This window comes from Bacillus haynesii (assembly GCF_001969855.1).
Lineage (GTDB): Bacteria > Bacillota > Bacilli > Bacillales > Bacillaceae > Bacillus > Bacillus haynesii.
Genome location: NZ_MRBL01000007.1, coordinates 135,795 through 162,347, shown reverse-complemented (window position 1 = coordinate 162,347; position 26,553 = coordinate 135,795). Strand labels below are relative to the sequence as shown.

Below are 26,553 nucleotides of genomic sequence, written 5' to 3'. Positions count from 1 at the left end.
CGGTTTATCCCCCTCCGACAAAATGAACGATTTCGATGACATCGTGTTCTTCCAGTTTGACTGATTGATATTGGTCTTTTCCGATAATCTGCCTGTTTTTTTCAACAACGACAACACGATTTTCCAGATTGTAGGATGAGAGCAAATCGTAAATCGTACCGCCGTCGTCTCTCCACTCTATTTTCCGGCCGTTGAGCTGAATGTTCACCTGTGCACAGCCTCCTTTCGCTCCGCTTTAAACGCCTCGATCCACTCTGTTTTGACCGGATTGCCGAGGATCATGTCAGCCATCATCTCACCGGTTGCAGGTGCAAGGAGGATGCCGTTTCTGAAATGTCCGGCAGCAAACAAAATCCGGTCATTTTCAGGGTGTCTGCCGATATATGGATTGCCATCCCCTGTTTCCGGGCGCAATCCGGCCCAGCATTGGTCGATTTTCATGGATTCAATCTCAGGGAGCATCGCCTTCGCCTTTCCGATCAACTCCTCGATTCCGCCAAGTTCCGGTTGCTCATTCCAATCCCCGGGCTTCATCGTCGCACCGACGACAAGCTTTCCGCTATGGCGCGGAACGATGTAGCAATGATCATGGTAAAGCGTCCTCGTCAAAGGGATGCCGTCATTCCACACAGACAAGCACTCCCCTTTGACGGGATAAAACCTTTTGTCTATGCCGATCTGTTTAAAGAAAGCGCCGCTCCACACACCGCTTGCAATGACAGCGTGCTCTGCCTCCGCAGTGCCCGAAGCGGTTATGACGCGGACAGCCCCCGCTTCGGATTCTATTGATAAAACGGGCGTATACTCGAAGATATCGGCACCGAGCATCCGGGCCCCTCTGGCAAATGCCCTGCACACTGCAGCCGGTTCGACATGGACGTCGTCCCGAATAAAATTGGCGCCGAGAATCCGATTTCCGGCATGCGGTTCCAGCTTATATACTTCATCAGCTTCAAGCCATTCCACAGAATCCAATGCAGCCATTTGCATCAGATGTTCGCGGTCGCTTTCTGAAAAGGCCAGCTTTAATATCCCTCCGTCATGCCTTCTGATATCAATGCCGCTTATGTCTTTCAATTCACCCGTCAGCCGCTGATAGGCTTTTTGGCTGGCTCTGGCGAATTCGAAAAAGGTACCGGGTTTATCGCATTCCGCATGGGCACCGAGCATGCCCGCCGCCGCGCTCGTCGCTTTTTTGCCGACTTCCCCGCTTTCAAACACGGCCGTTTTTTTTTCCGCTTTTGCAAGATGATAAGCGATGGATGTCCCGATGATGCCTCCGCCGATCACGATCGTATCATAGCGCTTTCTCATATGAATCTCCCTTCGCGAGACAGGCAAACCGCGCGGCCGCCTCATCCGGTCTGTCATGGGAAAAGATCCCCGACATCACGGCGATGCCGTCTGCCATTTTGACTTCCGCCAGTCGTTGTTCGGTAATGCCTCCGATCGCAATGACCGGAATGCGGACAGCCGCCTTCACTTCAGCCAGGCTTGCAGCCCCTCTTCCTTTCCGGCCCTTTTTACAGTCCGTTTCAAAAATGTGGCCGAACAGCACGTAATCTGCACCTTCAGTTTCAGCCTGAACCGCTTCTTCTGGCGAATGTACGGACTTTCCGATTTTCAAATGCGGAAAACGGCTCCTCACACTTTTGACGGAAAAGCCGTGTGAAGGCAGCTGAACCCGGTGAATGTGATGAAACAAAGCGATATCCACCCTGTCGTTGATGATGAGCTTCCGCTTATCAACGCCTTCTTCGGCCAAGCGTTCGATTAAACTTGATATGTCGCTTACTTTTTTTGACCTTTCCCTGATGTGGATAAAGTCAACGGCATCTTGAATCGAGATGATTTTTGCTGCAAGCTCTTCCACAGAGTGCTTGTCATCGGTGATCGCGTGCAGATGCAAGCTGATCCACCCCGCTTTTTGACCAGCTTTCTTTTTGATAGGCCATATCCCAGAACCGGTATTCGTAGAAGCTGGAGATGACAAAGTTCTCCTTCATCTTCGCGCGTGTTTTCTCATCGGCGTTTTCAGCCAGCTCATCGAAGCGGTTGATTTGTTCCATTACAGATTTTTTAAACCAGTCTCCTCCGTATGTCGCGATCCATTCCTGATACACGGCATTGTCAGGTTTGCACGTTTTCAACGTTTCGCCGACGTCATAATAGAGCCAATAGCAAGGAAGCAAAGCAGCCAGTATTTCCGCAAAACTGCCGCTGACGACAGAACGGTACATATGCGATGTGTACGCATACGCTGTCGGCGACGGCTGAAACGACTCCAGCTCTTCCTTTGTGATTCCCAATAGATCGGTGAATTTCCTGTGGAGCGACATCTCGGCTTCATATGTGCCTTTCGCGTGTTCAGCCATCCGGCTTGTCGTATATAGATCGTGAGCATATGCCGCGCCAAAGGATTGGACTTTGGCAAAGTGGGTCAAATAGTAGGAATCCTGCATGACATAGTATTTAAATCGGTCAACCGGAAGTGTGCCGTCTCCAATTCCTTTAATAAACGGATGGACAAAACTGCCTTCCCACCATGTTGCAGCGCTGTTTCGACATTCTTCTGAAAATTTCATTTCGAGGCTCCTCCTTCGATTCTGAACATAAAAAAACCACTTTCCCGCAAGGAAAGTGGTTTGGAATTTGCATATATACATACTCAAATACCGTGCCACTTCCCTACGCAGGTTTGAACCTGTTCAGGTTATGAGGGTCTAAAAGTCACACTTTTATCTCAGCCCTTATCAAGGACTCCCCTAGTGGAAAACATTTCTTGTTCATTCAGTTTATACTTTTATCTTATCACGAATTGCAAAATGGTCAAGCATCAGTCTCCAAGCGTTTTTTTCAATTCGGCAATATATTCGCGCGAACCGGTGGCGATCAGTCTGTCACCCATTTGCAGCCTTGTATCCCCGTGGGGCACGATGCTGTCAACCCCGCGGAAAATCCGGACGAAGATGACATCTCCCGTAAACGGAAACTCTCTTAACAGGACACCGTCAAATCGCTCATTGCTCATATTGATCTGATACAGCGACGCATCCTGGTTCGTCAAAAGTTTCATAACGCCAGGTGCCTCAATAAGCGCGCGCAGCAGCGTTTTCGTGGAAAGCAGAATGGAAAATGTATCAATTCCGTTTTCTTTCAGCCTGGATTCGGCGTCTGGAGAATCTGCGCTGGCGATAATTCTCGCGACTTTCTGCTCCTTCGCATAAAGGGCGATCCCTGTATTGCGCTCTTCGCTGCCCGTGGCCACGACGAGTATATCCGTTTGAAAAACGCCGAATGATTGAAGCGTCTCATATTCATAATCAGGCAAAACTTCAACATCAAACACCGGATCCGCCAGCTTTTCTTCCTTCTTTTCCTGCCGGACATGCAGGATTCTGACGTGATAATCTTCTGGAGAAAGTTCAAGCGTAACCGGAAGCGTCATTTGATTTGCGCCGATAAAGGTGATCGTCTTTTTCTCTTTTTCGCTTTCCGTTTTCGGCATTAATTTTTTAAAGCCGGTCGGTGTGATGATGCATGTAATGACAGCCACCAAAATCAGCGCGCCGGACATCTGCGCGTCAATGACGCCGATGCGCTCGCCGATCGTTGTCGCCGCGATCACCAAAGAAAGAGTGGAAGTCAGGAGAAAACCGGAAGCCAGCACGGTTTTCATATCATACCACTTTTTCAAAAACAGTACTGGAACGACTTTGCTAATTAACAAGGCCACAAACAGAAGCGGGATCATCACTAAAATTTTCGGATTGCCAAACAGCGACCAAATGTCCAATTTGACGCCTGTCATGACAAAGAAGATCGGGATGAGGAACCCGTAGCCGAATGAATCAAGCTGCTGAACGAGCTCTTTGTTCGGCGAAAGCAGCGAAACAAGCACCCCGGCTAAAAACGCGCCGAGAATGTTTTCTGCACCGAGCGACTCGGAAAGCGCCACGAGTACGATGATCAACGTAAATATCGCCCTTGTGCCGATCTGGATCGTGCCTTTTGACAGCACTTCGACAAAAGGCCGCTTTTTAAATACCCTGCCGAAAAGGTATAAAACGACGCCGGCGGCAAATAAGATCATCAGCAGCCACATATTGCTGTTTTCGTCGCCATAGATTGAGGCGAACACCGCAAGCAGAATCATCGTGACAAGATCGGCAATCACGGCGACAAGCAAAATAATCTGGCCGATATTCGTCTTCATGAGCCGCTCTTCCTTCAGCGTCGGAACGACAACCCCGAGTGAAATGGTCGAAATGATCAGCGTCATTAAAAAGGCGTTGTCAATAAATCCTGCCATGACAAAGCTGTAAGAGAGGCCGAGCGACAATATAAAAACGGCAATAAAGATGACGGAAGCCGTTTTAAACGTATTCGGCGCTTCCTTTCCGCTCGGAAGCAGCTGCTTTTTCTTTCCTTTTTCAAATGCGGAAAAATCGATTTCAAGCCCGCTTAAAAACATTAAAAAGATAAATCCGAGCATCGATAAAGTTTCGAGCCATGTATCGTGCTGGGCCACCAAATCGAACCCGCTTTTTCCGATAATAAGACCCATGATGATTTCAGCGACAACCACCGGTATGCTTAACCTGAAACGGTGCAGCAGGATGGGCGTTAAAAATGCGATAATCAGTACGACAACTAAAGATGAGACAGATGTGTGCTCCATAAACTGGTACCTCCTCTAAACCGGTTAACGGGTATGATTAGCGTTCCCTTTTTTAAAAATAAAAGGGACATATTTTTAGACATTTTCATGTGGGAAAAGAACCGTCTGAACTCTTTTCTCACAGGTGTAAAAATCGATTTTAACAATGCTCGCTCAGAAAAAAAAGTAATATGCCTGATTTTCTCCGCCGAAAGTTGCAGAAGCTTTATTTTTATATGGCTCGGGGGCAATGTATATACAAAACGGACAGGAGGTGGAAACGCATGAAATACGATGTAATCGGTGATATTCACGGGTGCTATGACGAAATGATTGCGCTGATTGAAAAGCTCGGCTACTCGCTGGCATCAGGGTTTCCCGTTCATCCGGAAAACAGAACACTTGTCTTTCTCGGGGATTTAACAGACAGAGGGCCGAAATCGCTGGAGGTCGTTGAATTTGTAGGACGGGCCGTTAAAGAAGGAGCTGTGCGATATGTACCCGGCAATCACTGCAATAAGCTGTACCGTTTTTTCAAAGGAAATCCGGTGAAGCTGCAGCACGGACTGGAAACGACGGCGGCCGAATACAGAAACCTTCCGAAACAAAAACAGAAGGAAATCAGAGACCTTTTCATGCGCCTTTATGAAGAGGCCCCGCTTTATGAGATCCTGCACAACGGCGAACTTGTCGTCGCCCATGCCGGCATCAAAGCGGAAGACATCGGCAAAAAGCCTGTCGGAAAAATAAAACAGTTTGTGCTCTACGGAGATATTACAGGGGAAACGCTGCCTGACGGACGGCCAGTCAGGCGGGACTGGGCTGCTCATTACAAGGGCGAGCCGTGGGTGGTGTACGGCCACACCCCTGTCAAATGTCCGCGGATGGTTCATCATACGATCAATATCGATACCGGTTGTGTATTCGGCAACAAGCTGACTGCTTTCAGATTCCCCGAACTGACAACCGAATCTGTCCCCTCCTCTTTGCCTTATGATGAGTCAAGATTCCGCATGGAGCCATAAAAAAAGAGAGCTTATTCAGCTCTCTATCAACTTGCTCATATCATGCGGCACCGGCGCTTGAAACGTCAACTCTTCCATTGTGAACGGGTGAAAAAATGTCAGCCTCTCACTGTGGAGCGCCTGCCGATTGATGAAGCCGCGGGTTCCACCGTACAGCGTATCACCGCACAAGGGATATCCGATATGACTCATATGGACGCGGATCTGATGGGTTCTCCCGGTTTCCAGTCGGATAGAGACATCCGTCATGCCGCTGAAGCGCCTGTTCACCCAAAAATGCGTCACCGCTTTTTGCCCGTCCGGGATCACCGCGCGCTCGATGATGCTCGATGATTTTCTGCCGATCGGCGCATCGATCGTTCCCTGCTCTTCTGCGATCAAACCATGGACGACCGCCCGGTATTGCCGTTTGACGGCTCCCTTTTTTTGCAGTCCCGATAAAAGTGAGTGGGCGAAGCGGTGCTTGGCTACAAGCATGACACCCGATGTATCGCGGTCAAGCCTGCTCACCAGGTGAACGGTCGCGTGTACGCCCGTCCGCTGGTAATAATGAATCAGACCGTTCGCCAGACTGCCTGATGGATGCTCACGCGAGGGAATCGACGACAGGCATGGCTGTTTATTTAATACGAGGACGTGGTCATCTTCGAACAAAATATCAAGCGGCACTTCTTCCGGTTGCAAAGATTCGCTCATTTTTTCCGGAGGGAACTGAATGACGAGCTCGTCCCCTTTTTGAAGAACGTATCTGACCGTTACATGCCCGCCGTTTACCAAAAGATCCCCGCCTCCGAATTTGATGTCCGTCAGCATCCTTTTTGAAATGCCCAGCCGCTGGACGTATTCTTTCAAAAGAACCCCGCTGTCCTCTTCTGTTATGGTTTGTTTCATCAAAAAATCGCTCACAGCAAACCTTCCTATTCTCCTTTTCCGATAAAGGAATCCTGGACCCTTTTCCAAAACGGAAAAGACCGAAAGCGGGCAAACCTGATATTTTCGTTTGCGACGCGGCATTGAATCGACTTGACGTCTTTATGCAGCAATGTCAAGTGGTCAATCGCGACTTGAAACGTCACATCATTAATCGGTTTAATTAAACAAGTGTGATGCTCAGGCAGAATGAGCGGCGATCCGACCGTCCGAAACACCCGATTGTTGATCGACGCCATTTCAGCCAGCTGAATCGCTCTGATGGACGGATGGATTATCGCACCGCCGAGCGCCTTGTTGTATGCCGTGCTTCCTGAAGGAGTCGACAGGCAAAGGCCGTCGCCGCGGAACGTTTCAAAAAGTTCCCCTTTAATCTCGACATCCGTCACAAGCGTCCCTTCAATGCTCTTGATCGTACATTCGTTCAGCGCCAAATATCTCGCTTCATCGCTGCCGTCATTGTAGCGGACGATGACTTCTAAAACCGGATATTCAACAATTTGATACGGCGTTTTCGCAATCGCGATCACGAGTTTTTCAATCTCATTCGGGACCCAGTCGGCATAAAAGCCGAGATGCCCGGTATGAACCCCGACAAAAGCCGTTTTGTCGAGGCGGCCGCTGTATTTGTGAAATGCGTATAAGAGCGTTCCGTCACCGCCGACGGAAATGACGATATCCGGCTCTTCTTCATCGCATTCGAGACCGAAGTCGAGCAGATACGTCTGAATTTTGCTTTTCAATGAATCTGAAACCGCATTTCCTTTGGACGATACCGCAAACTTCATCATTCCATCTCCTTTCCCCTATCCGTCATCCTCATCCTTTTTCTTGCGTGAAAATGCCACCTGAGCCTCCTGAATCTCGCCCCTGATCTCGGACATTTCCATATCGAGCCTTGATGCTGCTTCCGAAGCTCTCTGAAGCCTTAATTTTACCTTTTCCGGAATGTTGCCGCTGTATTTATAATTTAAAGAATGCTCAATCGTCGCCCAAAAATTCATTGCCAGCGTCCGGATTTGAATTTCAACCAAAATCTGTTTTTCCCCGTTGATTGTCTGCAGAGGATACAGCACGACGAGATGGTAAGAGCGGTAGCCGCTCTCTTTATGTTCCGCGATGTAGTCGCGCTTATCCACCACCGTGAAGTCCTTTCTCGCCAGAAGCATATCGACGACAATGCGAATATCCTCAAAAAACTGGCACATGATTCTGAGTCCGGCAATATCTTGCATACTTTCAATGTTGTGCAGAGGAATGTTTTTTCGCTTGGCCTTCTCAAGAATACTCGGAACAGGCTTCACCCGCCCCGTCACGAATTCAATCGGCGAATGCTCCTCCTCGTATTCGTAAAGGGTCCGGATCCCTTTCAGCTTCACTTTCAGCTCTTCAACAGCCTGCCGGTACGGCGCTAAAAAATGCTCCCATTGTTTTTCATCCATAAACCTTCCCCCAATTTCATCGCCTTTTTTTCTAGAGGAATATCCGTTTCACTCTCTCTTCCATTTCTTCACCATAATTTGCATTATCTTTAATATTCTCTATTAAATATCCGAGCTCATCATGGAATCCGTTAAGCTCCAGCTCCGTGTTTCCGATATGTAAAAACACAGGAAGACCGGCGTCCAGGGCCGCTTTAAGATCGGTCCAGATACCTTCGTTTAAAATGACGTATTCAAAGGATTCATCCTGTTCAAGTATGTATACAAATGCAAAATGATCGGAGTCTGTCAGCATGCGTCCGGCCGGTTTCCGCTCCGCTCCGTCATTGATTTCGCTGGTCAACACCAGCCGGTCGTTTCGCAGATTGGCTTCTGTAATCTCAATTCTGTTCTGCATAATGCTCTCCTTTACAATAAAAGTACAGATTCATTTTATCATATCAGCTTCAATATTGATAAACGTTCCTTCTCAAGAGATAATAAGGAAAATGCAATTTTACGAGCTGAGAGGATGAAAAAATTAAAGAATGAGCCAGGAACTTGAAATCGAATTTAAAAATATGCTGACAAAAAAAGAATTTGAGAAAATCAAATCATATTATCAATTTACCTCCGAGCAATTTGTTATACAAAAAAACCGTTATTACGATACGCCTTCCTTTTCTTTAAAAGAAAAAGGAGCGGCCTTAAGAATTCGCGAAAAACAGCAGCGATTTGTACTGACATTAAAAGAGCCGGCACCTGTCGGACTGATGGAAACCCACCAGGAGCTGACCCGGAAGCCCGAATTCGAAACGTTCACGATTCCGCGTGGGCCGGTATACGATCGCCTGAAGCATCTCGGCATTGAACCGGACGAGCTCACCCTTTTCGGAACGCTTGCGACAAGCCGTGCAGAAAAAAAATTGCCGCAAGGCTTAATTGTTTTGGATCACAGCCGATACTTAATGGTAGAAGACTTTGAAATCGAATTCGAAGTGACAGACTATGAACGCGGAAAACGGGATTTCTCTGAACTGCTGAAATCGTTCGGCATCCCTGAGCGTGAAACCAAAAACAAAATCGTCCGATTTTATGAGCAAAAACTTAAAGATCAATAAGGTGGGAAAACAATGAACATCAACCATTTGGCCGCCCTCTTGGAACTCCAGGCGATACGGTCGTTTTATCCGGCTTCAGACAGCGGTTCCGAAGATGCGGGCTATGATTTCAGCTCGATTTTAAATCAATATTTAAGCAATGTCGGCGGCTTAGGGTCTTCACAGCCCGCGGTTGTTCCGGCTGTGAAGACAGCGTCTCAGCTTCAGGCGCCGCTGACAGCTGAAAAGCCTGCGGCAATTGCGGCCGTCCCATCTGCCGCAGTGAAACCCGTCTCTTTTGGCAGCCAAAATCAGAGCATTGACCAGATCATCAAAAATGCCGCAGAAAAATACGGAGTCGATGAGAAACTGATTCATGCCGTCGTCAAGCAGGAATCGCGCTATCAGGAGAAAGCGGTCAGCCCGGCCGGCGCCATGGGCCTGATGCAGCTCATGCCGTCCACGGCGAAAGCGCTCGGCGTGAATAACGCTTTTGACCCCGTACAAAATATAGAAGGCGGAACAAAATACTTGAAGCAGATGCTCGATAAATACAGCGGAAATGTGAAGCTCGCATTAGCGGCTTACAATGCCGGGCCGGGAAATGTCCAAAAGTACGGAGGCATTCCCCCTTTTAAAGAAACGCAAAATTATGTAAAAAAAATCACCTCAAATTACTATGCTTAAGCCGGAAAGGACACTTTCCGGCTTTTTTTGCCTGCATTTACTTCCTCTTTGATCCTCCCGGTATTAAAAATACACATTTAATAAGCGAATATGATATGATATTTGAAACAAAAACAGCGATTTTCGCCTACAGGCAGAAGTCGGTTTGTTTGTAGAAATGCAACGAGGTTGCTAAAATAAGTATATACAATCGTGAAATAATAAATGATGCACAAGATAAATATTTTTTTGCAATAGGAATCGGTATATTTTCCTATTAGCCATATTAAAAGGAGTAGTCAACATGGGACAATCGTTTAACGCACCTTATGAAGCGATTGGAGAAGAGCTTCTATCGCAACTTGTTGATACTTTTTATGAACGTGTAAAGCAGCATCCGCTGCTCTACACGATTTTTCCGGACGACTTAACGGAAACGGCAAGAAAGCAGAAGCAATTTTTAACGCAATATTTAGGCGGTCCGCCGCTTTATACAGAAGAACACGGACACCCGATGCTGAGGGCGCGGCACCTGCCGTTTCCAATTACACCGGAACGGGCGGACGCATGGCTTTCGTGTATGAAAGAGGCAATGGATCATGTCGGTTTAAGGGGCGAAATCAGGGAATTTCTTTTTGAAAGGCTGACATTGACAGCCAGACATATGGTAAATCAGCCAAAAATGGAGGATGGTTCACATTGACACTTAATCAGCGTGACCAATTTTTCTCCCATTGCCACGGACATCCGCAAAAACCGATGGAAATTTATATGTTTGTCGACCCTTTATCTCCCGAATGCTGGGCTTTGGAGCCGGCGATCAAAAAGTTGAAAATCCGCTACGGCCGCTTTTTCACACTGAGGATTATCGCCGCATGCAGCATCACAGCGCTGAACGTTCAGAAACGTAAAAAGCACCGCCTCGCAGAGGCTTGGGAAAAGATCGCATGCAGATCAGGCATGTCTTGTGACGGGACGCTCCTGCATGACAAAGCACTCTCTGCACCTTACCTTGCCTCGCTCGCTTTGAAAGCGGCGGAACTGCAAGGCAGAAAAGCAGGGCTGCAGTTTTTGAGATGCATGCAGGAAAACTTGTTTCTTAATCAGCAGGATATCACCGAAGAACAGGTGCTGTTAGCGATTGCAGAGCATACACAGCTCGATCTGGAGGAATTCAAAAGAGATCTCCATTCGCAGAGCGCCGTGAAAGCCCTGCAATGCGATTTGAAAATCGCTGCCGAAATGGAAGTGGCGTCTGTTCCGACTCTTACGTTTTTTAACAGCCTTTGCGAAGGAGAAGGCTTAAAAGTAACCGGAAATTATTCATATGAGATTTACGAAGAAGTATTGTTTGAGATGCTCGGCGATGAGCCGAAGCCTTCACAAACACCTCCGCTCGAACTTTTTATCGAATACTTTCAATTTGTAGCTGACAAAGAGATTGCCGTCGTTTACGACTGGACGCTCGAACAGGTTGAACGGGAAATGAAAAAGCTCGCGTTCGCCCGCAAAGTCGAAAGAGTGGAAGCGAAACACGGCATGTTCTGGCGCTATATAAACGAACATCACGATGCCGGACCGCTCTATCAATGCGAAAAATAGCACGGGTTTCTCCCGTGTTTTTTCTTGCACAAAAACGAACGCACGTTCCTTTTCGAAGCAATAAGAAACCGCGCCGGGATAAGCGCGGTTTCTATTATGTCTTAACGACAACAAAGGGGATGGGAGAAATTTTTCACGGTCAAACAAAGGGGTAAATGTTTGTTTGTGATCAATTTCACATCTTTATAATATCAAATCATGTCGAGTTTTGACAACTGATTTCATTAGTTTTCACATTTTTGTCACAAAAACATAAATAATAGATGTCCATCATATGATTAAAGTAACAAAGAAAACGAGCCCGCTGCACGCTGCCAAACCACGAATTATGCGGGTTGGCACCCGGTTTTGCTGCGCTTTTTACGCTTCGTCTCTCCCTGTGATATTTTATCAGTCCTTAGGAGGGTTTTTATGCTTCAGATCATTTTGGGACTTGCATCAATTTTATTTTTTTTCGTCTTGAATATTTTAGGTTTGATGAATATGTTTCCCCTTTATATTACGTCTCCCCTCTTATTTATATCAATCCTTTTTACGCTCAACCGCCTCAACCACCGCAAAACGTTTAAAGGTTTTTGACATCATCGCGAACAAGGCTGCCGATATGACCGGCAGCCTCTCTCAATGCATTCGCCTTTTATGAATGATTGACTTTTTGCAGGAGTTCTTCCATTTCGTTCAGCTGCTCTTCAAACTTTTTGCACGCAGCTTCGATCGGCTCTGAAGACGCCATATCGACGCCGGCTTTTTTCAGCACTTCAATCGGATAATCCGAGCTTCCCGCTTTCAGGAACTCAATATAGCGGTCAACAGCCGATTTGCCTTCTTTTAAAATCTGCTGGCTGAGCGCCTGAGCTGCACTGAAACCTGTCGCATACTGATATACATAATAATTGTAATAGAAATGCGGAATTCTTGACCACTCAAGACCGATTTCCTTATCAATTTCAATATTGTCACCGAAATATTTCTTATTCAAATCATAGTAGATGCTCGTTAACAGCTCAGGTGTCAGCGGTTCCCCTTCCTGGGCTTTGACATGGATCTCATGTTCAAATTCGGCAAACATCGTCTGTCTGAAAACCGTTCCCTTAAAGCCTTCAAGCATATGATTCAAAATATAGAGCCGCTGTTTTTCATCGTCGATTGTATTCAGCAGGTATTCTCCCAAAAGCGCTTCATTCGTCGTAGAAGCAACTTCGGCTACGAAAATGCTGTAGTTTCCGTACGGGTAAGGCTGATACTTTCTCGTATAGTAGCTGTGCACGGAATGGCCGAATTCATGGACAAGTGTAAACAGATTGTTGACGTTGTCCTGCCAGTTCATCAAAATATACGGATTGGTTCCGTAAGTTCCTGAAGAATAGGCGCCGCTTCGCTTTCCTTTGTTTTCATACACATCGACCCAGCGGTTGTTCAATCCTTCTTTCAGGATGGATGAATATTCTTCCCCCAAAGGCGCCAGACCCTTCAGCATATAGTCTTTTGCCTGCTCGTAAGTGACTTTCATTCCAGAATCCTTGACCAGCGGGGTATACAGGTCATACATGTGCACTTCATCAAGCTCAAGCACTTTTTTTCTAAGCTCAACATAGCGGTGAAGAAGCGGGAGATGCTTGTTGATCGTGCTGACGAGGTTGTCGTAGACTTCTTCAGGAATGCTGTTGCGCGACAAGGCAGCTTCCCGCGCCGATTTATAATGTTTAACCTTCGCATAAAAGTTGTCTTTTTTCACAGCTCCGCTGAGCGTGGAAGCGAGCGTGTTTTTAAAGCGGCCGTATGTTTCATAAACCGCCTTGAATGCCGCGCGGCGGACATCGCGGTTCTCGCTTTCCAAAAAGGTGATATAGTTCCCGTGCGTGAGCTGCACCTTTTCTCCATTTTCATCGGTGATCTCCGGAAATTCCATATCGGCGTTATTCAGCATCCCGAACGTATTGGAAGGGGATGAAAGAACATCAGACGCTTCGGCCAAAATCCCTTCCTCCTCCTCGCTCAGCACGTGAGGGCGCTCTTTATTAATTTCTTCGAGAGCGTGTGAATAAAGCTTTAACTCCTCTTTTTCCAACAGGAACTGCTGAAGCTTTTCTTCCTGAATCGATAATATTTCCGGCACCATGTAGGCCGTGGCGCTCGCAGCCTGAGTATAGAGGTTGGCCGCTTTATCATTGAGACCTTGGTAAAAAGAATTTCCCGTATCCTGATCATAGCGCATGTGAGCGTAAGTATACAGCTTCCCGAGACGCTCCATCACCTTATCCTGATAAGTCAGCGCTTCGTATAAATCATCGGCGGAATGGCCGAGCCTGCCCTTGAATTCGGAAAGCTTGGGCAGCAGTTCTTTAACGGCTTGAAATTCCTTGTTCCAAGCATCATCTGACGGGAAGATATCCTCAAGTCTCCACGTGTCTTCTTGCTTCACCTCTTCTCTTGAAGGCAGTTTCTTCGATTTTTTTTCTTCAGCCACTGTCAATCCCCTCGCTTTCTTTACTCCAAGTCCATTGTTATCCAATAAACTTGTATTGTGTTTATCTTCTGTTTTTTCACCGTCTTTTGTCAAATCATATGCGAAAAAAAAGACACAAAATCCCGCCGTTAAAAAATAAAATACATATCTTTTGATCTGAAACAGCCCGGACACCACCTTCCTTTCTTTAGATTGAGCGAAAGGCTTGATAATCATTCGGAAAAATAATGTTCATCTCTTTTTAACAGCGCATCCAGCCGCGGCTCCGGAACAGCAGAACCCGCGGAATAATAAAATTCCTCTTTCCTCTCCAAAAATCCTTTTTTATGTAAAAAACAAATGTATTCACAAACGGCCTCCGCAGCCGTTTTCCGCCCGCTCCATCTCAGCTTCAGCCTTTTGCCTTTGATGAGCCAGTCCATATAATGAACCGCAGACTGCAGGCGAAACGTATCGTGCTTCGTCATAAATAAGAAAAGGTACCCTTGCCATACATAAACCGGGTGGGCAAAAATATAGCCTGACGGCACCGGAAGAAAGACTTCAGCGGGAAAAAACGGGAGCGGAAGCTGATACTTTTCGTAAAAGAGCGCGGCAATCTGCTTCGCTTCTTTTGATAAAAAACGCACGGTCGACGTCCGAAAGCTGAAGATGTTTCTTTTCCAATCTTTCAGCTGGAGAGGCGAGCAGCTTTCTCGGGCGGTTAAATCGCGCCAGCTTGCTTCAGCAAGGGGAAGAAAACGCAAGGATGCGGATGTTTTGTTTGTTTGAAAGGGAATCAGGTGTTCGAGGATGATGAAAGCCTTTTGTTCGGGGCAAAAAAACAGGAGCTTGGGAGACTTCTCGCTTTTTTGAATGAACTGCCAGTGAAACCGCGAAAGCTGAAAGAAATTTCCCGTCAAGCATCTTATCCGGTTTCCGCCGAGAATCCACAACGGCTCGATTCCGAATTTGAGAAAGCCTTCCGTCCTTTTTCGGTATGCTGCCGCATCGAGATTCGCACATTGAAATTCAACCGCAACCTGGCGGGTTTCGTGTTCCAGAAGCAAATCGGGCCTTTGTCTGATCTCTTGCAAATACGGTTCAAGCACCGGGCGGAAGCCTCGTCTGCCGAGCCATTCGTACAACAGCCGTTTTCCTTTCAGGTGGTAGGGGCTCTCCGGTTCATGGGGCACCGGGCATGCTTCACCCGGCTTATGAGCGAAATGCGGGAGCTTGACGGGACCGATTTTCAGGTCGAGTTCGCACCGGCACACCGGACAGTAAAATGCATGTCTTTTTCTCAATCGCTTGAGATCTTCGGTTTTGTATCCGTCGGCAAGGCAGATGATCCCGTCTTGATCGATCATTGCGCTGAACATATTATCTCTCCTTCCTGTTTGATGTAGTATTCAACATGGGCGGGAGCTTTCCTTTTTTTGAAAACGCTTCAAATTCAGGCCGATTTTATATAAAGTAGTATTATAGAACTCGAAATTTTGAGAAAAGGAGTTTTTGACATCAAACGGAAGCTGACCACCAAGCTCACATTGCTGATTCTTACCCTGCTATTGATCTTGCTTTCCGTCATGAGCGGTCTCTATTTAATCATTTTAGAAAATTCTTTGAAAACACAAATCCAAGCCAGAGCGCTCGATATGGCGAAAACACTCTCCCAGATGCCTTCCGTTCAGGAAGCGTTTGAAACGGACGATCCGTCTCGAACCCTTCAGCCAATTGCAGAAAATGCGAGAAAACAGTCCGGTGCGCAATACATCGTGATCGGCTCGGCGGATACGATTCGCTATGCTCATCCGAACCCGAGAAACATCGGCAAACCGATGGTCGGCGGAGACAATCAGCGCGCTCTTGAAAAAGGAGAAGCATACGTTTCGGAAGCCGTCGGCACGCTTGGCCCGGCTATCAGGGGCAAAGCGCCGATCCATAATGAAAACGGCGAAATCGTCGGCATCATTTCAGTCGGTTTTTTAAAAGAAAATATTCAGGATATCGTCTATCAATATCAGACAAAATTCATATTTTTATTGGGATTTGTCGTGCTGATGGGGGTTTTGGGAGCCGTCTATATTTCCCGCAATGTCAAAAAATCCATTTTCGGCCTTGAACCTTATGAAATTAATCAATTATATACTGAAAAACAGGCGATTACTGAATCTGTGCACGAGGCCTTGATCGCCATCAATAAGCATGAAGAAATCACGCTTTTGAATAGAAAAGCGTGTGAGCTGCTTCGCGTCGAAAGCGAAGATCAGTGGCTCGGCAAACCGATTTCCGAGCTTCTTCCGGATACGCTGCTCCCCGAAGTGCTGAAAAAGAAAACGGCGCAAAAAGATCAGGAATTAACGATCGGAAACGAAGAATTAATCGTCAACAGAGTGCCGATTTTCGAAAATGAAAAAATCCGCGGTGCCGTGGCGAGCTTCAGGAGAAAGACGGATATTGACGAACTCTCCAAAAAGCTGGCGCAAACTTCGCAATACGCGGAAGGTCTGAGAGCCCAGACCCACGAATATTCAAACAAGCTGAATACAATCGCGGGATTGATCCAGCTGGAAAGCTATTCTGAAGCGCTCGAATTGATCCAAAAAGAGAATAAAAGCCATCAGGAAATGCTGCGATTTCTCATCCATTCGATTCCTGATCCGCTTCTTTCCGGGTTGCTGCTGGGAAAAGTCAACCGTGCCAAAGAGCTGCACATCAACCTGGAAATCGATGAGAGCTCAAAATTAGACGCTTTGCCGGAGGAAATGGATAAAGGCAAATTCATTACGATTTTGGGAAATTTGATTGAGAATGCCTTTGACGCTGTTTCCCACAAAAAAGACCGCAGCATCCTTGTCTTTTTGTCAGACGGGGAAGATCACATATTAATTGAAGTCGAAGACTCGGGAGACGGTATTCCCGCGGGGGAACAGGAGCGGATCTTTCAAAAGTTTTATTCGACAAAAGCGGCTAACCACCGCGGTCTCGGCCTCTTTTTAGTCAAAGAAGCCGTCAATGGATTAAACGGACAAATTAAAGCGGATAAAAGCGACCTTGGCGGAGCATTATTTACTGTCGTGATACCAAAATAGAGAAACGCTGGGGGACTGACCTATGAAAGCATTACAAGTGTTTATCGTGGAGGATGACATCAGAAACGCTGACATTCATCAAAAACTGATCAGCAAAATTGAAGGATTTTCTGTCATTGGAATCGCAGAAAACTTTCAAGATGCAAAGGATTTGCTTCCGGACGTGAAACCCGACCTTGTCCTGCTCGACATTTTTCTGCCGGACGGCTCCGGCATGGAACTTCTCTGGCTGATCAGACAAAAGCTCAGGCATACAGACGTCATGATGATTACGGCGGCTAAAGAAGTCGAATACGTCGAACAGGCGATTCGCGCGGGAGCCGTCGATTATTTGATCAAGCCGATTATGTTTTCCAGGCTGAAAGAAACGCTGTTAAACTATCGGTCTTACCGGCTCAAGGTAAATGAAATGTCTTCAATCGACCAGACAGACGTTGACAGCTTGATGTCAAAAAGGCGGAGCATCATGAAAGAAAAACAAACCGCTGAAGCCGATTATCCGAAAGGAATCGATGGCCTGACGCTAAAAAAAGTAGCCGGCGTTTTAAACAAAAGCGAAAACAGCGATGGCATCACCGCCGAAAACCTCGGGCGCACCATCGGTGTCAGCCGAACGACCGCAAGGCGCTATTTAGAATTTTTAGCTGCCGAAAAGCATGTAAAAACAGAACTTTACTACGGAACCGTCGGGCGTCCCGAGCGGCGCTACAAGCCCGTAAAAAATGAAAGTCCGGAAACGTAGCGTTCCGGACATCAAAAGCTTAGCCTTCCAAATCGATCGACTTTTTATTTCTGTTCTTCATTGCCCGGGAAATCGGCGGCACGATGAGAGACAAAAGAGCCGTAATCAATAAACCGATTGTGACGGGACTTTCAAAAAACACGGACAGGCTTCCTGATGACAGCGTCATCGCTTGTCTGAATGACTCTTCCATCAAGCTTCCGAGAATAAAAGCCAAAATAAACGGAGCCGCTGGAAAAGACAGCACTCTCATAAAATATCCGAGGATCCCGAAGAACACCAGAATATAAAGGTGTACGACATTAAATGTCACGGCATAGACACCGATCAGGCAGAAAACAAATATGAGCGAAATCAAAAGCTGCTTCGGAATCAGAAGAATTTTTGACAAGAAAGGAATTAACGGCAAATTTAATATCAGCAGAAACAAATTGCCGATATACATGCTTGCGATTACGCCCCAGAACACGTCGGGATGATCCGTCAGCATAAGCGGCCCCGGCTGAACGCCGACGACCAATAGTGCGCCGAGCAGGACGGCCGTTGTCCCTGACCCGGGAATCCCGAGTGTCAGGAGGGGTACGAATGCGCCGCTCGTTGCCGCATTGTTCGAAGTCTCAGGAGCTGCGACTCCTTTAATATTTCCCTTGCCAAACGTTTCAGGATGTTTTGAGATTCTTTTCTCCGTAATATAAGAAATAAATGATGCAATCGTCGCCCCTGCACCAGGCAGGATGCCGAGCAAAAATCCGATGACCGAATGCCTTGCGATCGGTCCCGAAATCTCTTTCATTTCGCTTTTCGTCACCTTCAGGCTGCCGACCTGAGACGCTCCCTCTGTCATCGGCTTGTTCCGCGTCTTGATTAAAAACGCAACTTCAGCAAGTGCAAACAAACCGAGAGCCACGATCAGAAAATCGATTCCTTCCAGAAGGCTTGCCGCACCGAATGTAAACCGTTCGGTCCCCGTCTGCGGATCAATCCCGATGGTAGCCGTCATAAAGCCCAATGTCGCAGAGATCAGCGCTTTGACCGTCGATCCTTCGGAAAGGCTTGAAATTGCCACCAAGCCGAGCATCATCAATGCAAAATATTCTGTCGGCCCAAATGTCACCGCAATGTTTGCCATTGTCGGCGCCACGAGCATCAGCGCAACTACGGTGATCGTTCCGCCTGCAAAGGAGCAAATTGCAGCGATGGCAAGGGCTTTCCCCGCTTTCCCCTGCTTTGCCATCGGATAGCCGTCAAACGATGTCGCGACAGTGCCTGCCACTCCGGGAGCATTTAACAAAATCGATGACGTCGAACCGCCAAAGACCGCTCCGTAATAGACGCCCGCCATCAAAATTAACGCGGAGGCCGGGTCCATTCCATAGCTTAATGGGATCATAATGGCAATCGCGGTGATCGGCCCGAGCCCAGGCAGCATCCCGATAACCGTCCCGATCAGCACCCCGATAAAAGCGAACATGATATTCTGCGGAGTCAGCGCCACCTGAAACCCGTATAAAATACTATCTAACATGCACTTCCCTCCTTATGTTCGATTAAAAAGGCATAACCCCCTGCGGAAGCATGATGTTGAGTACATAATTGAATGAAAAATAAATCGTGCTGCTGAAAATCAGTGAAACGATCGCAGCCGTTTTCCAATTCCGATATCCCAACACCGCGGGCAAAACGATCAGCAGCAGCACCGTAGAAAGCAAAAATCCGATGAATTCTAAAACCGAAATGTAGATCAACAGAGAAACAACACAGAACATCATGACCTTGACGTCTTTTTTCTTCAACTGAAACAGCTTTTTCACCGTTGTATCCTTTTGATCTTTTTCAAAAAACAGAAATATTCCCAAAATGAGAAGTAATATGCCTAAACTTTTCGGCAGCACATCCGCATCGATTACCGCGTACGGATAGCTGTCTAAATTAAAGCTGAGCGCCAGGTAAATGGCTGCCACAGCCAAAATGATGACAGAAACGGCCCGGTTTGTGATTCTCATCGTTTACACCAGCCTTTCTCGATTTCAAGCTTGCCGGTCGCCGGCTGTGCCGGGCAAAACTTTTAGGCCCTGCGGACCGGCAACCGCGCGGAGACCGTTTTATTTATCACCCAATCCGATATCATCAAGGAGCGCTTCCATTTCTTTATATTGAGCGTCAAGATAGTCTTTGAATTCTTGATGGCCCATAAAGTTATCCGTCCACCCATAGCTGTCCCGAATCGATTTCCAGCTGTCTTTTTCCATCATCTCTTTGATTTTTTCTTCATAATACTTTACGGCGGACTCACTCATTCCCGGAGGTCCCATAAATCCTCTCCAGACCGTAAATTCATCATCGATTCCCTGCTCTTTTAAAGTCGGGAAATCCTTGACGGTATCTCCTTTCATGCGCTCGGGAGCGGTGATGGCCAGCACTCTGACTTTTCCGGCCCGCGCCTGTTCGGCCGCTTCACCGACACCCGTCGAGTAGACGTCGGCTTTTTTCCCGAGCAGCATGCTCATCCCGGCGCCGTCTTGCGCCGTAATGTATTTCAGCTCTTTCGCATCAACACCCGCCTTTTGAACAGCGCTGACAAATTGCATATGGTCCATGCTTCCCGGAGAAGACGTCCCTACAATAGAGGCTGCTTTCGGATCTTTTTTAAGCGCATCCACAAGGTCTGTCATTGACTGATAAGGCGAATCTTTATGAACGACAAACGCTCCGTAATCGGCAATCACGCTTGCAATCGGCGTAAAATCATTGTGGCCGTACTGGGATTGTCCGTTTAAAGGCACGAACAAAATCGGCGGTGATGTGACAAACAACGTATGATTATCACCTTTTTTGCGGTGGACATACGACCATCCGGACGCTCCCCCGCCGCCCGGTTTGTTGACGACAGCCATCTTTTCAATCAATTTTTCTTCACCCATGATTTTCGAGATCGTTCTGGCCGTTGTATCCCATCCCCCGCCGGCTCCGGCAGGCGCAACGACCTCAATTGCTTTCGAAGGCTTAAAATCTTTTTCATTCGCGGCTTTATTTGAAGCCGTGTTTCCGCCGCATCCTCCCAAAATCAGCGCAAACACAAGTAAAATCGTAAAGCCGTAACATCTGCCCCTCTTGGTCATGTTGTGCTCCCCCTTTATTGTAATCGCTTTCATTATAGCTTCCTCGTCTTTTCGTGCACAGTTTAACTGCATAATATTCTTTTTGTTCATAAAGTTCACAAAAAACCTTCCCCAAATATAGATGTAATTGAAGTCCCTGATACCGCAGGCAATTAACCTCATTACAGATATTTTCGAAAGACTCACAACGGCGGGATCAACTTCTGGCAATTAATAAACCCCTCTCCGCAGAGAAGGGTCAGTCTTTCAATTTGATTTTGCATTCTTTAAGGAAGATACATCGTAAATTTGCCGTTTGCCACCAGGCTGTTCAACATGTAAAGGCAGGATCCGTAATAATCTTCAGGAATATAGGCGCTGTTAAACGCATTGGCAAACCCTGTCCTTAATGAAGCATCGCTTGCTGCAGTCGCGCCGCCTGCATTGGCGGCGATCAGGCCCACCGGACTTCCTCTTTTAACGGCCGTCCCGTTCAGCGTATATTCATGGGCCGTTCTCCCGTAGTTTTCCCGTTTCATAAACGTCAAAAACTTGTTAACCGCTTTTTGCTCGCTGGCGCGATATGCGTTATCTGCCGAGGACCAGAGTGTATAATCCATGGCGATGTGAGACACCGTCCGCCAGGCATCATAACTGAAATTGCGGTCTGTTTCCGTTGAGGAATGTGCCGCATCGCTTACGCCGTCGAAGCCGGCTTCATCAGGAAAGAGCCCTGTGGCGGCATTGGTGACGGTTGTTCCGTTATTTAAAACACTTTTAAACGTCGTTTCTGACAAGTATGTTCGAGATTTGTTTGCTGCATCCTTCCAAAAATACTGCTGACTGCTTCTGGCGCTTTTAGCGAATAACTCAAAAAAAGCAGGAACGTGGTAGGAAGGATCCGTCCAATTGACATAAGGGCCGAATCGAACCATCGCATAGCGCTGATCCTTGCTGTTTTTAATAAAAACTCTCGATTCCTTGCCAGTGTTGGCGTATTCGCCGTCACCGGCCAAAGCGTCAAGCATGTCTTGGGCCCGCGCTTTATAATCATACGGATACTCTTTATCACCCCAGCGGCCAGACGCCATGAGAAGCGCTGCCGCAAACCAGACTTCGCCGTCAGATGCAACATTCCGATCAATGGTTTGCACGTCTGAGCCGTTCGTTTTCATATGCCAGCTATGGTAGCCGTACAAACTGTCATTTCTGTCGGAATGGCGCATATATTTACGGACGAAATCCCATAGCTTTTGGAACTTATACTCATCATTCATTTGCAGCGTAATCATCATCCCGTAGCTCATACCCTCTGTTTTGACGCTATAATAACCATTGCCCAAGTTATCGTCCGTCGTCGAAGCGATGTAAGCTGAACCGTCCTTCATATAATGGAACAGCGATCCGCCTTTACCATTGCTTTTCGCATCAAAATACTTTTTATAGGCCTGATTCAAATTGTTTTTCCCCGTTGTTCCGAGAATATCCGGAGTCTTGGAATGTACGGCTGCCATGGCTGTTTGAGAATAAGCGCCGCAAAAACATGGTAAACCAATAAACACAGCCATGATCCATTTTAAACATTTTCGTTTCAAATCGTTCTCACCTTTCAAAATTTGTCATGATCCCTCATCCATCTTAATCAATGAAGCTGTGAAGTGTATAGATGAGATTGACCTATTCGGTTTGGGCTAAAATGATTGTTTTCTTTTGAAAGTGGTAAGCCGTTTGAATGATGTAGAATAGGAGGAGTGAAGTTGTGGGGAACTTTAAACTAATGAAAATACTTCGCTTACTGTGGATAGGAACGGAGAAAGTTAAAGCCGGCTTCAAAAGAAACCGGCTTTTTTATGCAAAGTGCTTTTTTATTGTATGAAGAGCATGATCCGCTGCAATCAGTTTTCCATACTCTTTCAGCATATGAATCGTCTTCTTGGATTCTGAGGCATACTCCAGCAGAATGCTCAGCTGGTTTTCCACCTCTTCATCAGGCAGTTCATTGAAATCCACGAATAAATAATAGCGGTTTTCATGAGAGTACAATGTCGTTTGGCAACCGCTGACAGACATTTTTGACAGTGAGATTAAATCCTCAAAATCGTCAAATTTTAAAACAAACTGCAGTTTCTGCTCTTCTGCCTGCTCTTCTTTTTGAAAGTCGTCAAGCAAAGCATCAAGGCTTTCTTCTGCTACATGCTGTTTTTTATCTTCAGGAATCGGCAGTTCCAGCTTTTGTCCGTCTTTGGACAGCTGAGCTCTTGTCACAATGATTTCCAATCCCTTGTCAAGGGCCTGCACTTGAATCCAAAGGGGGCCTTCAACGGCAAACTCTTCTTCTTCGTGCACTTCGTCCATCATTTCCCAAAAAAGCTCTTCACTGCGTTCTCGATTGTACCAAATTTCTTCTCTGTCAAACCCGCGGTCTTCGATATCCCCGTAGGAAATATAAAACTTAACCGTGTGTTCGTTTATTCTTTCGATTTCCATTTGCCAACCTTCCCTTCTTTGTAAGATGTTGAAGGGATAACTAAGCTCCCAATTAATTGTACTTTACTACACTTTACCCATTACGTCCACTTCTTAACCTTATCCCTGATCAATCTTTATTTTCTATTTTATGATAAAAAAGGCGGAAAAGAAATAAAAATGACTCCAAGGTCAAGCTAACATATTTTCCGGCCTGCTTCATATATTAGTTGTACAAGCAGCAGCTATAGATTTGGGCGCCTTTTTAGGCAAGTCCCAAAGGCAAAGCGAGGTGCCAGTTGATGGAACACGGTATACTGATGTCGTTCCTTGTGATCATCGGAATCGATCTCATACTTGGCGGCGACAACGCTGTTGTGATTGCAATGGCAAGCCGTCATTTGCCTCCCCGGCAAAGGCAAAAAGCGATCATCATCGGTACATTGATCGCCATCATGATGAGAATCGCGCTAACCATGGCAGCAGTGTACCTGCTCGCGGTTCCTTATCTGCAATTTATCGGAGGAATCTTCCTGTTGTACTTAGGATATCAGCTTCTGATCGAGAAAAAAGATGCCCAGCAAGTCAAAGGGGGGACATCTTTATTTAAGGCGATCCGCATCATCGTGATTGCCGATTTGTTCATGTCCCTTGATAATGTAATTGCGGTCGCTGGAGCTTCGCACGGACGCTTGATGCTTGTCGTTGTCGGCCTGATGGTCTCCGTTCCGGTCATCATTTGGGGCAGCAGGCTGATTCAAGCGGCCCTTGCTAAATTCCCGCTCTTCATATACGCAGGAAGCGGACTGCTCGCTTATACTGGCGGCGAAATGATTGTCAGAGAGCAGGAGTTGTCTTCCTTTATGGCGCAGCACAGCACCCTTGAAATGCTGCTGCCCGTCCTTACGGTTATTTTTGTGATTTTAGCCAGTATTTATTATGAACAGACGAGTGAAAAACATTAAAAAAAGAAGGCTGAAAAATTCAGCCTTCTTTTAGTTTGCGAGACGCTGTGCTTCACGCAGCTGGAATGTGCGCACTTTGCGCGGTAGGAAGCGGCGGATTTCGTCTTCGTTGTATCCAACCTGCAGGCGCTTTTCGTCAATGATGATCGGACGGCGCAAAAGGCCCGGATGTTCATTGATGAGCTGGTACAGCTCTTGAAGCGGCATTGTTTCAAGGTTGACGTTCAGCTTTTGGAACACTTTGGAACGGGTTGAAATAATTTCGTCTGTTCCGTCTTCCGTCATTCGTAAAATCTCTTTTATTTCATCAATTGATAAAGGCTCTGAAAAAATATTTCTTTCCGTAAACGGAATATCATGTTCTTCTAACCATGCGCGCGCCTTTCTGCAAGACGTGCAGCTTGGGGATGTATATAATGTAACCATATTGCTTCACTCCTTAAAAAGTAGAATGAAATTAGCGTATTCTTAAATTGAAATAACTCTAAAAAAGTAATCTTTATTGAGTATTATACTATAAAAAAGTAAGTGTGAACAGTCTGTAACAGAAATTTTTTGACAATCCAGCGACTTTTGCTTTTTTATGCCATGTGTTATTCTCATTTAGCTTAATTCATCGAAAATGTTCTTCTGTTTATGATCGTCAACAATCGTAAGGACGTCATCCACATCTTCATAAGATTCTCCATACCACTTTTCATCTTTGTATGTATGGATTTTTTCATACGTTTCTTTCATCGCGTCAAACACTTCTTTCTCTGTGTTTGATTTTGGAGACCAATACAAAATCTCCATTTTGTTCACTTTGCCGGTTGCGAGTGACCGGCGGCGGTAGCCAATCGACTCAGCGTGTTTAAAGTTTTCCTTTTGATAAAATTTTAAACGTTTCGCCGTATCGGCATCATCTTCATCCACGGGCTCGACTTCGAGGAGGATCGGTTTGTTTTTCTTTTTCAGCTTCTCAATCAGCTTGGAACCAAGTCCCTGCCCTCGCGCGTCTTTAGAAACGAATAAATAGTCGATGAAAATAAAAGAGTCGAATTCGGCGTACATCAACACATGATGACGGCCTTCTTCTTTATGGTAAATATCGTTTTGTTCCTTTAGTAATGCTTCCATGTGCTCTTTTGATTTCATTTCTTCAATTGGGAAATACTCGCTAAGCTTCTCATACCAGTTCATTGATTTGCTCCTTATGGATGTTCTAATTTCACACTTTAGATATACCCGCTTTCTTTTTAGTTTAAACAAAATCTTTTTAGAAAGGAGCTTCAGTGAAGCTGAGCATGTTACCTACATATACTAAGACGGTTGTCTTCCCCGAAGGTTTCAAATTTTTTCTCAAAAAAATGGCCGGCGGTTGTTCGGCATTAAAAAAAGACAGCCGTCAAAAGGCTGTCTTCCTGCTTCATTTATTTAGATTGATAGGCTTTAAATTCTTCCTCTGTACACATGACGAAATGGCCGGGCTTTACTTCACGGAGCTCCATCTGTTCGTCACCTTTCAGCTGATGGACAGACGGATCATACGTCTGCCGCACGCGGGTACGCTCATAATCCGGATCAGGCAGCGGAATGGCGGAAAGCAATGATTGTGTATACGGATGAAGCGGATTTTCATACAGTTCATCTGCCGGCGCCAATTCAACAAGCTTCCCGAAATACATGACGCCGATCCTGTCGCTAATATATTTGACCATCGACAGATCGTGGGCGATGAAAAGGTATGTCAGTCCTCTTTCCTTTTGCAAATCCTTCATTAAATTGACGACTTGCGCCTGAATGGACACGTCCAGAGCAGAGATCGGTTCATCGGCAATGATGAATTCCGGTTCGACCGCCAGCGCCCTTGCGATTCCGATCCGCTGCCGCTGTCCGCCGGAAAACTCGTGCGGATAGCGGTTCGCGTGCTCTTTATTTAAGCCGACGAGATTGAGGAGTTCATGAACGCGCTCAAGCCGCTCTTTTTTCGTTTTGGCTAAACCGTGGATGTCAATTCCTTCTGCGATGATGTCGGCAACCGTCATCCGCGGGTTCAAGGATGCATACGGGTCCTGAAAGATCATCTGCATCTTCCGGTTGAATTCGAGAAGGTCCTTGGCAGACTTTTTGTCGTGGACATTCTTTCCCTTAAACAAGACTTCTCCGGAAGTCGCTTGATACAAACGAATGATCGAACGGCCGGTCGTCGACTTTCCGCAGCCGGATTCACCGACAAGACCGAGCGTTTCTCCTTTGTAAATGTCAAAAGAGATTCCGTCAACAGCTTTCACAATCCCTTTCGGCGTTGAAAAGTGCTGTTTTAAATTCTTGATTTCGAGCAGTTTTTCTGCCACG

Annotated in this window: 28 protein-coding genes, 1 pseudogene and 1 riboswitch; of the genes and pseudogenes, 9 read left to right on the top strand and 20 right to left on the bottom strand. The window is 46.5% G+C overall.

The window, feature by feature from the left end:
- Window positions 1–4: 4 nt before the first annotated feature.
- The 5 genes from thiS to BTA31_RS07660 all read right to left on the bottom strand — a co-directional run bounded on the left by thiS (window position 5) and on the right by BTA31_RS07660 (window position 4,681).
- Window positions 5–208: a sulfur carrier protein ThiS gene (gene thiS, locus BTA31_RS07680; protein WP_043925642.1), complete on the bottom strand. Its 204-nt coding sequence runs from the start codon at window positions 206–208 to the stop codon at window positions 5–7.
- On the bottom strand, window positions 205–1,314 hold the full coding sequence (thiO, locus tag BTA31_RS07675) for a glycine oxidase ThiO (RefSeq protein ID WP_076790521.1): 1,110 nt from the start codon (window positions 1,312–1,314) through the stop codon (window positions 205–207). Before thiO ends, thiS begins: the two co-directional genes overlap by 4 nt.
- The gene (gene tenI, locus BTA31_RS07670) at window positions 1,298–1,909 is read right to left on the bottom strand and encodes a thiazole tautomerase TenI (protein ID WP_076790519.1); all 612 of its coding nucleotides are present in this window, start codon (window positions 1,907–1,909) and stop codon (window positions 1,298–1,300) included. The genes thiO and tenI overlap by 17 nt, the downstream gene beginning before the upstream one ends.
- Window positions 1,884–2,585: a thiaminase II gene (gene tenA, locus BTA31_RS07665; protein WP_043925640.1), complete on the bottom strand. Its 702-nt coding sequence runs from the start codon at window positions 2,583–2,585 to the stop codon at window positions 1,884–1,886. The genes tenI and tenA overlap by 26 nt, the downstream gene beginning before the upstream one ends.
- A gap of 83 nt (window positions 2,586–2,668) precedes the next feature.
- A riboswitch (TPP riboswitch) is annotated at window positions 2,669–2,777 on the bottom strand.
- Window positions 2,778–2,836: 59 nt separating this feature from the next.
- Complete coding sequence (locus tag BTA31_RS07660) at window positions 2,837–4,681, bottom strand: monovalent cation:proton antiporter family protein (RefSeq protein WP_076790517.1); 1,845 nt, start codon at window positions 4,679–4,681, stop codon at window positions 2,837–2,839.
- A 263-nt stretch (window positions 4,682–4,944) separates the two neighbouring features.
- On the opposite strand from BTA31_RS07660, the gene prpE reads away from it, so the two are divergent.
- Window positions 4,945–5,685: a bis(5'-nucleosyl)-tetraphosphatase PrpE gene (prpE, locus tag BTA31_RS07650; RefSeq protein WP_043925638.1), complete on the top strand. Its 741-nt coding sequence runs from the start codon at window positions 4,945–4,947 to the stop codon at window positions 5,683–5,685.
- 15 nt (window positions 5,686–5,700) lie between these two features.
- Here prpE and BTA31_RS07645 read toward each other — a convergent pair whose 3' ends face one another.
- From BTA31_RS07645 to BTA31_RS07630, 4 genes are read right to left on the bottom strand one after another with little or no spacing between them, the layout of a single operon-like run.
- Window positions 5,701–6,576, bottom strand: coding sequence for an RluA family pseudouridine synthase (locus BTA31_RS07645; protein ID WP_076790903.1), 876 nt, complete (start codon window positions 6,574–6,576; stop codon window positions 5,701–5,703).
- A 26-nt stretch (window positions 6,577–6,602) separates the two neighbouring features.
- Window positions 6,603–7,403 carry an NAD kinase gene (locus BTA31_RS07640; RefSeq protein WP_043925637.1) on the bottom strand — a complete coding sequence of 267 codons (801 nt, stop codon included), beginning with the start codon at window positions 7,401–7,403 and terminating at the stop codon, window positions 6,603–6,605.
- An 18-nt stretch (window positions 7,404–7,421) separates the two neighbouring features.
- Window positions 7,422–8,057, bottom strand: a complete 636-nt coding sequence (gene yjbM / locus BTA31_RS07635) for a GTP diphosphokinase (RefSeq protein ID WP_043925636.1) — start codon at window positions 8,055–8,057, stop codon at window positions 7,422–7,424.
- A 31-nt stretch (window positions 8,058–8,088) separates the two neighbouring features.
- Entirely contained in the window at window positions 8,089–8,454 is a 366-nt protein-coding gene (locus tag BTA31_RS07630) for a UPF0738 family protein (RefSeq protein ID WP_043925635.1), read from the bottom strand.
- Between the two features lie 130 nt (window positions 8,455–8,584).
- Here BTA31_RS07630 and BTA31_RS07625 point away from each other — a divergent pair, with 130 nt between their 5' ends.
- The 5 genes from BTA31_RS07625 (at window position 8,585) to BTA31_RS22985 (ending at window position 11,983) form a co-directional block, all read left to right on the top strand.
- Window positions 8,585–9,157 (top strand): CYTH domain-containing protein, encoded by a 573-nt coding sequence (locus tag BTA31_RS07625; RefSeq protein WP_076790515.1) that lies wholly within the window; start codon window positions 8,585–8,587, stop codon window positions 9,155–9,157.
- 12 nt (window positions 9,158–9,169) lie between these two features.
- A complete protein-coding gene (locus BTA31_RS07620) occupies window positions 9,170–9,823 on the top strand; it encodes a lytic transglycosylase domain-containing protein (protein ID WP_076790512.1) in 654 nt (217 codons plus the stop codon).
- 283 nt (window positions 9,824–10,106) lie between these two features.
- Window positions 10,107–10,505, top strand: a complete 399-nt coding sequence (locus BTA31_RS07615; RefSeq protein ID WP_076790510.1) for a globin domain-containing protein — start codon at window positions 10,107–10,109, stop codon at window positions 10,503–10,505.
- On the top strand, window positions 10,502–11,404 hold the full coding sequence (gene spxH / locus BTA31_RS07610; RefSeq protein WP_076790508.1) for a protease adaptor protein SpxH: 903 nt from the start codon (window positions 10,502–10,504) through the stop codon (window positions 11,402–11,404). Before BTA31_RS07615 ends, spxH begins: the two co-directional genes overlap by 4 nt.
- Before the next feature lie 411 nt (window positions 11,405–11,815).
- Complete coding sequence (locus BTA31_RS22985) at window positions 11,816–11,983, top strand: hypothetical protein (RefSeq protein ID WP_003180648.1); 168 nt, start codon at window positions 11,816–11,818, stop codon at window positions 11,981–11,983.
- 58 nt (window positions 11,984–12,041) lie between these two features.
- Here the strand turns inward: BTA31_RS22985 and pepF are convergent, their stop codons facing one another.
- Both pepF and BTA31_RS07595 read right to left on the bottom strand, forming a co-directional pair.
- Window positions 12,042–13,871, bottom strand: a complete 1,830-nt coding sequence (gene pepF / locus BTA31_RS07600) for an oligoendopeptidase F (RefSeq protein ID WP_338152953.1) — start codon at window positions 13,869–13,871, stop codon at window positions 12,042–12,044.
- A gap of 212 nt (window positions 13,872–14,083) precedes the next feature.
- The gene (locus tag BTA31_RS07595; RefSeq protein ID WP_076790503.1) at window positions 14,084–15,232 is read right to left on the bottom strand and encodes a competence protein CoiA family protein; all 1,149 of its coding nucleotides are present in this window, start codon (window positions 15,230–15,232) and stop codon (window positions 14,084–14,086) included.
- A gap of 117 nt (window positions 15,233–15,349) precedes the next feature.
- Here BTA31_RS07595 and BTA31_RS07590 point away from each other — a divergent pair, with 117 nt between their 5' ends.
- Together BTA31_RS07590 and BTA31_RS07585 are read left to right on the top strand one after the other, a co-directional pair.
- Complete coding sequence (locus BTA31_RS07590; protein WP_076790502.1) at window positions 15,350–16,945, top strand: ATP-binding protein; 1,596 nt, start codon at window positions 15,350–15,352, stop codon at window positions 16,943–16,945.
- Between the two features lie 22 nt (window positions 16,946–16,967).
- On the top strand, window positions 16,968–17,687 hold the full coding sequence (locus BTA31_RS07585; RefSeq protein ID WP_076790500.1) for a response regulator: 720 nt from the start codon (window positions 16,968–16,970) through the stop codon (window positions 17,685–17,687).
- Window positions 17,688–17,706: 19 nt separating this feature from the next.
- Here the strand turns inward: BTA31_RS07585 and BTA31_RS07580 are convergent, their stop codons facing one another.
- From BTA31_RS07580 to BTA31_RS22730, 6 genes and pseudogenes are all read right to left on the bottom strand, one after another.
- The gene (locus BTA31_RS07580; RefSeq protein ID WP_043925626.1) at window positions 17,707–19,212 is read right to left on the bottom strand and encodes a tripartite tricarboxylate transporter permease; all 1,506 of its coding nucleotides are present in this window, start codon (window positions 19,210–19,212) and stop codon (window positions 17,707–17,709) included.
- A gap of 22 nt (window positions 19,213–19,234) precedes the next feature.
- Window positions 19,235–19,690 (bottom strand): tripartite tricarboxylate transporter TctB family protein, encoded by a 456-nt coding sequence (locus BTA31_RS07575; RefSeq protein ID WP_076790498.1) that lies wholly within the window; start codon window positions 19,688–19,690, stop codon window positions 19,235–19,237.
- A gap of 99 nt (window positions 19,691–19,789) precedes the next feature.
- Window positions 19,790–20,806: a tripartite tricarboxylate transporter substrate binding protein gene (locus BTA31_RS07570; RefSeq protein ID WP_076790901.1), complete on the bottom strand. Its 1,017-nt coding sequence runs from the start codon at window positions 20,804–20,806 to the stop codon at window positions 19,790–19,792.
- Between the two features lie 266 nt (window positions 20,807–21,072).
- Window positions 21,073–22,380 (bottom strand): family 8 glycosyl hydrolase, encoded by a 1,308-nt coding sequence (locus tag BTA31_RS07565; RefSeq protein ID WP_076790495.1) that lies wholly within the window; start codon window positions 22,378–22,380, stop codon window positions 21,073–21,075.
- Window positions 22,381–22,633: 253 nt separating this feature from the next.
- Window positions 22,634–23,272 carry an adaptor protein MecA gene (mecA, locus tag BTA31_RS07560; RefSeq protein ID WP_043925622.1) on the bottom strand — a complete coding sequence of 213 codons (639 nt, stop codon included), beginning with the start codon at window positions 23,270–23,272 and terminating at the stop codon, window positions 22,634–22,636.
- Window positions 23,254–23,382: pseudogene (locus BTA31_RS22730) on the bottom strand (hypothetical protein). The gene mecA and the pseudogene BTA31_RS22730 overlap by 19 nt, the downstream one beginning before the upstream one ends.
- A 171-nt stretch (window positions 23,383–23,553) precedes the next feature.
- On the opposite strand from BTA31_RS22730, the gene BTA31_RS07555 reads away from it, so the two are divergent.
- Entirely contained in the window at window positions 23,554–24,216 is a 663-nt protein-coding gene (locus BTA31_RS07555; protein WP_076790493.1) for a TerC family protein, read from the top strand.
- 30 nt (window positions 24,217–24,246) lie between these two features.
- Here the strand turns inward: BTA31_RS07555 and spxA are convergent, their stop codons facing one another.
- From spxA to BTA31_RS07540, 3 genes are all read right to left on the bottom strand, one after another.
- Window positions 24,247–24,642 carry a transcriptional regulator SpxA gene (gene spxA / locus BTA31_RS07550; protein WP_009328833.1) on the bottom strand — a complete coding sequence of 132 codons (396 nt, stop codon included), beginning with the start codon at window positions 24,640–24,642 and terminating at the stop codon, window positions 24,247–24,249.
- A 177-nt stretch (window positions 24,643–24,819) separates the two neighbouring features.
- Window positions 24,820–25,398, bottom strand: a complete 579-nt coding sequence (locus BTA31_RS07545) for a GNAT family N-acetyltransferase (RefSeq protein WP_003180619.1) — start codon at window positions 25,396–25,398, stop codon at window positions 24,820–24,822.
- A gap of 230 nt (window positions 25,399–25,628) precedes the next feature.
- On the bottom strand, window positions 25,629–26,552 hold the full coding sequence (locus tag BTA31_RS07540) for an ABC transporter ATP-binding protein (protein WP_076790491.1): 924 nt from the start codon (window positions 26,550–26,552) through the stop codon (window positions 25,629–25,631).
- Between the last annotated feature and the right edge of the window lies 1 nt (window position 26,553).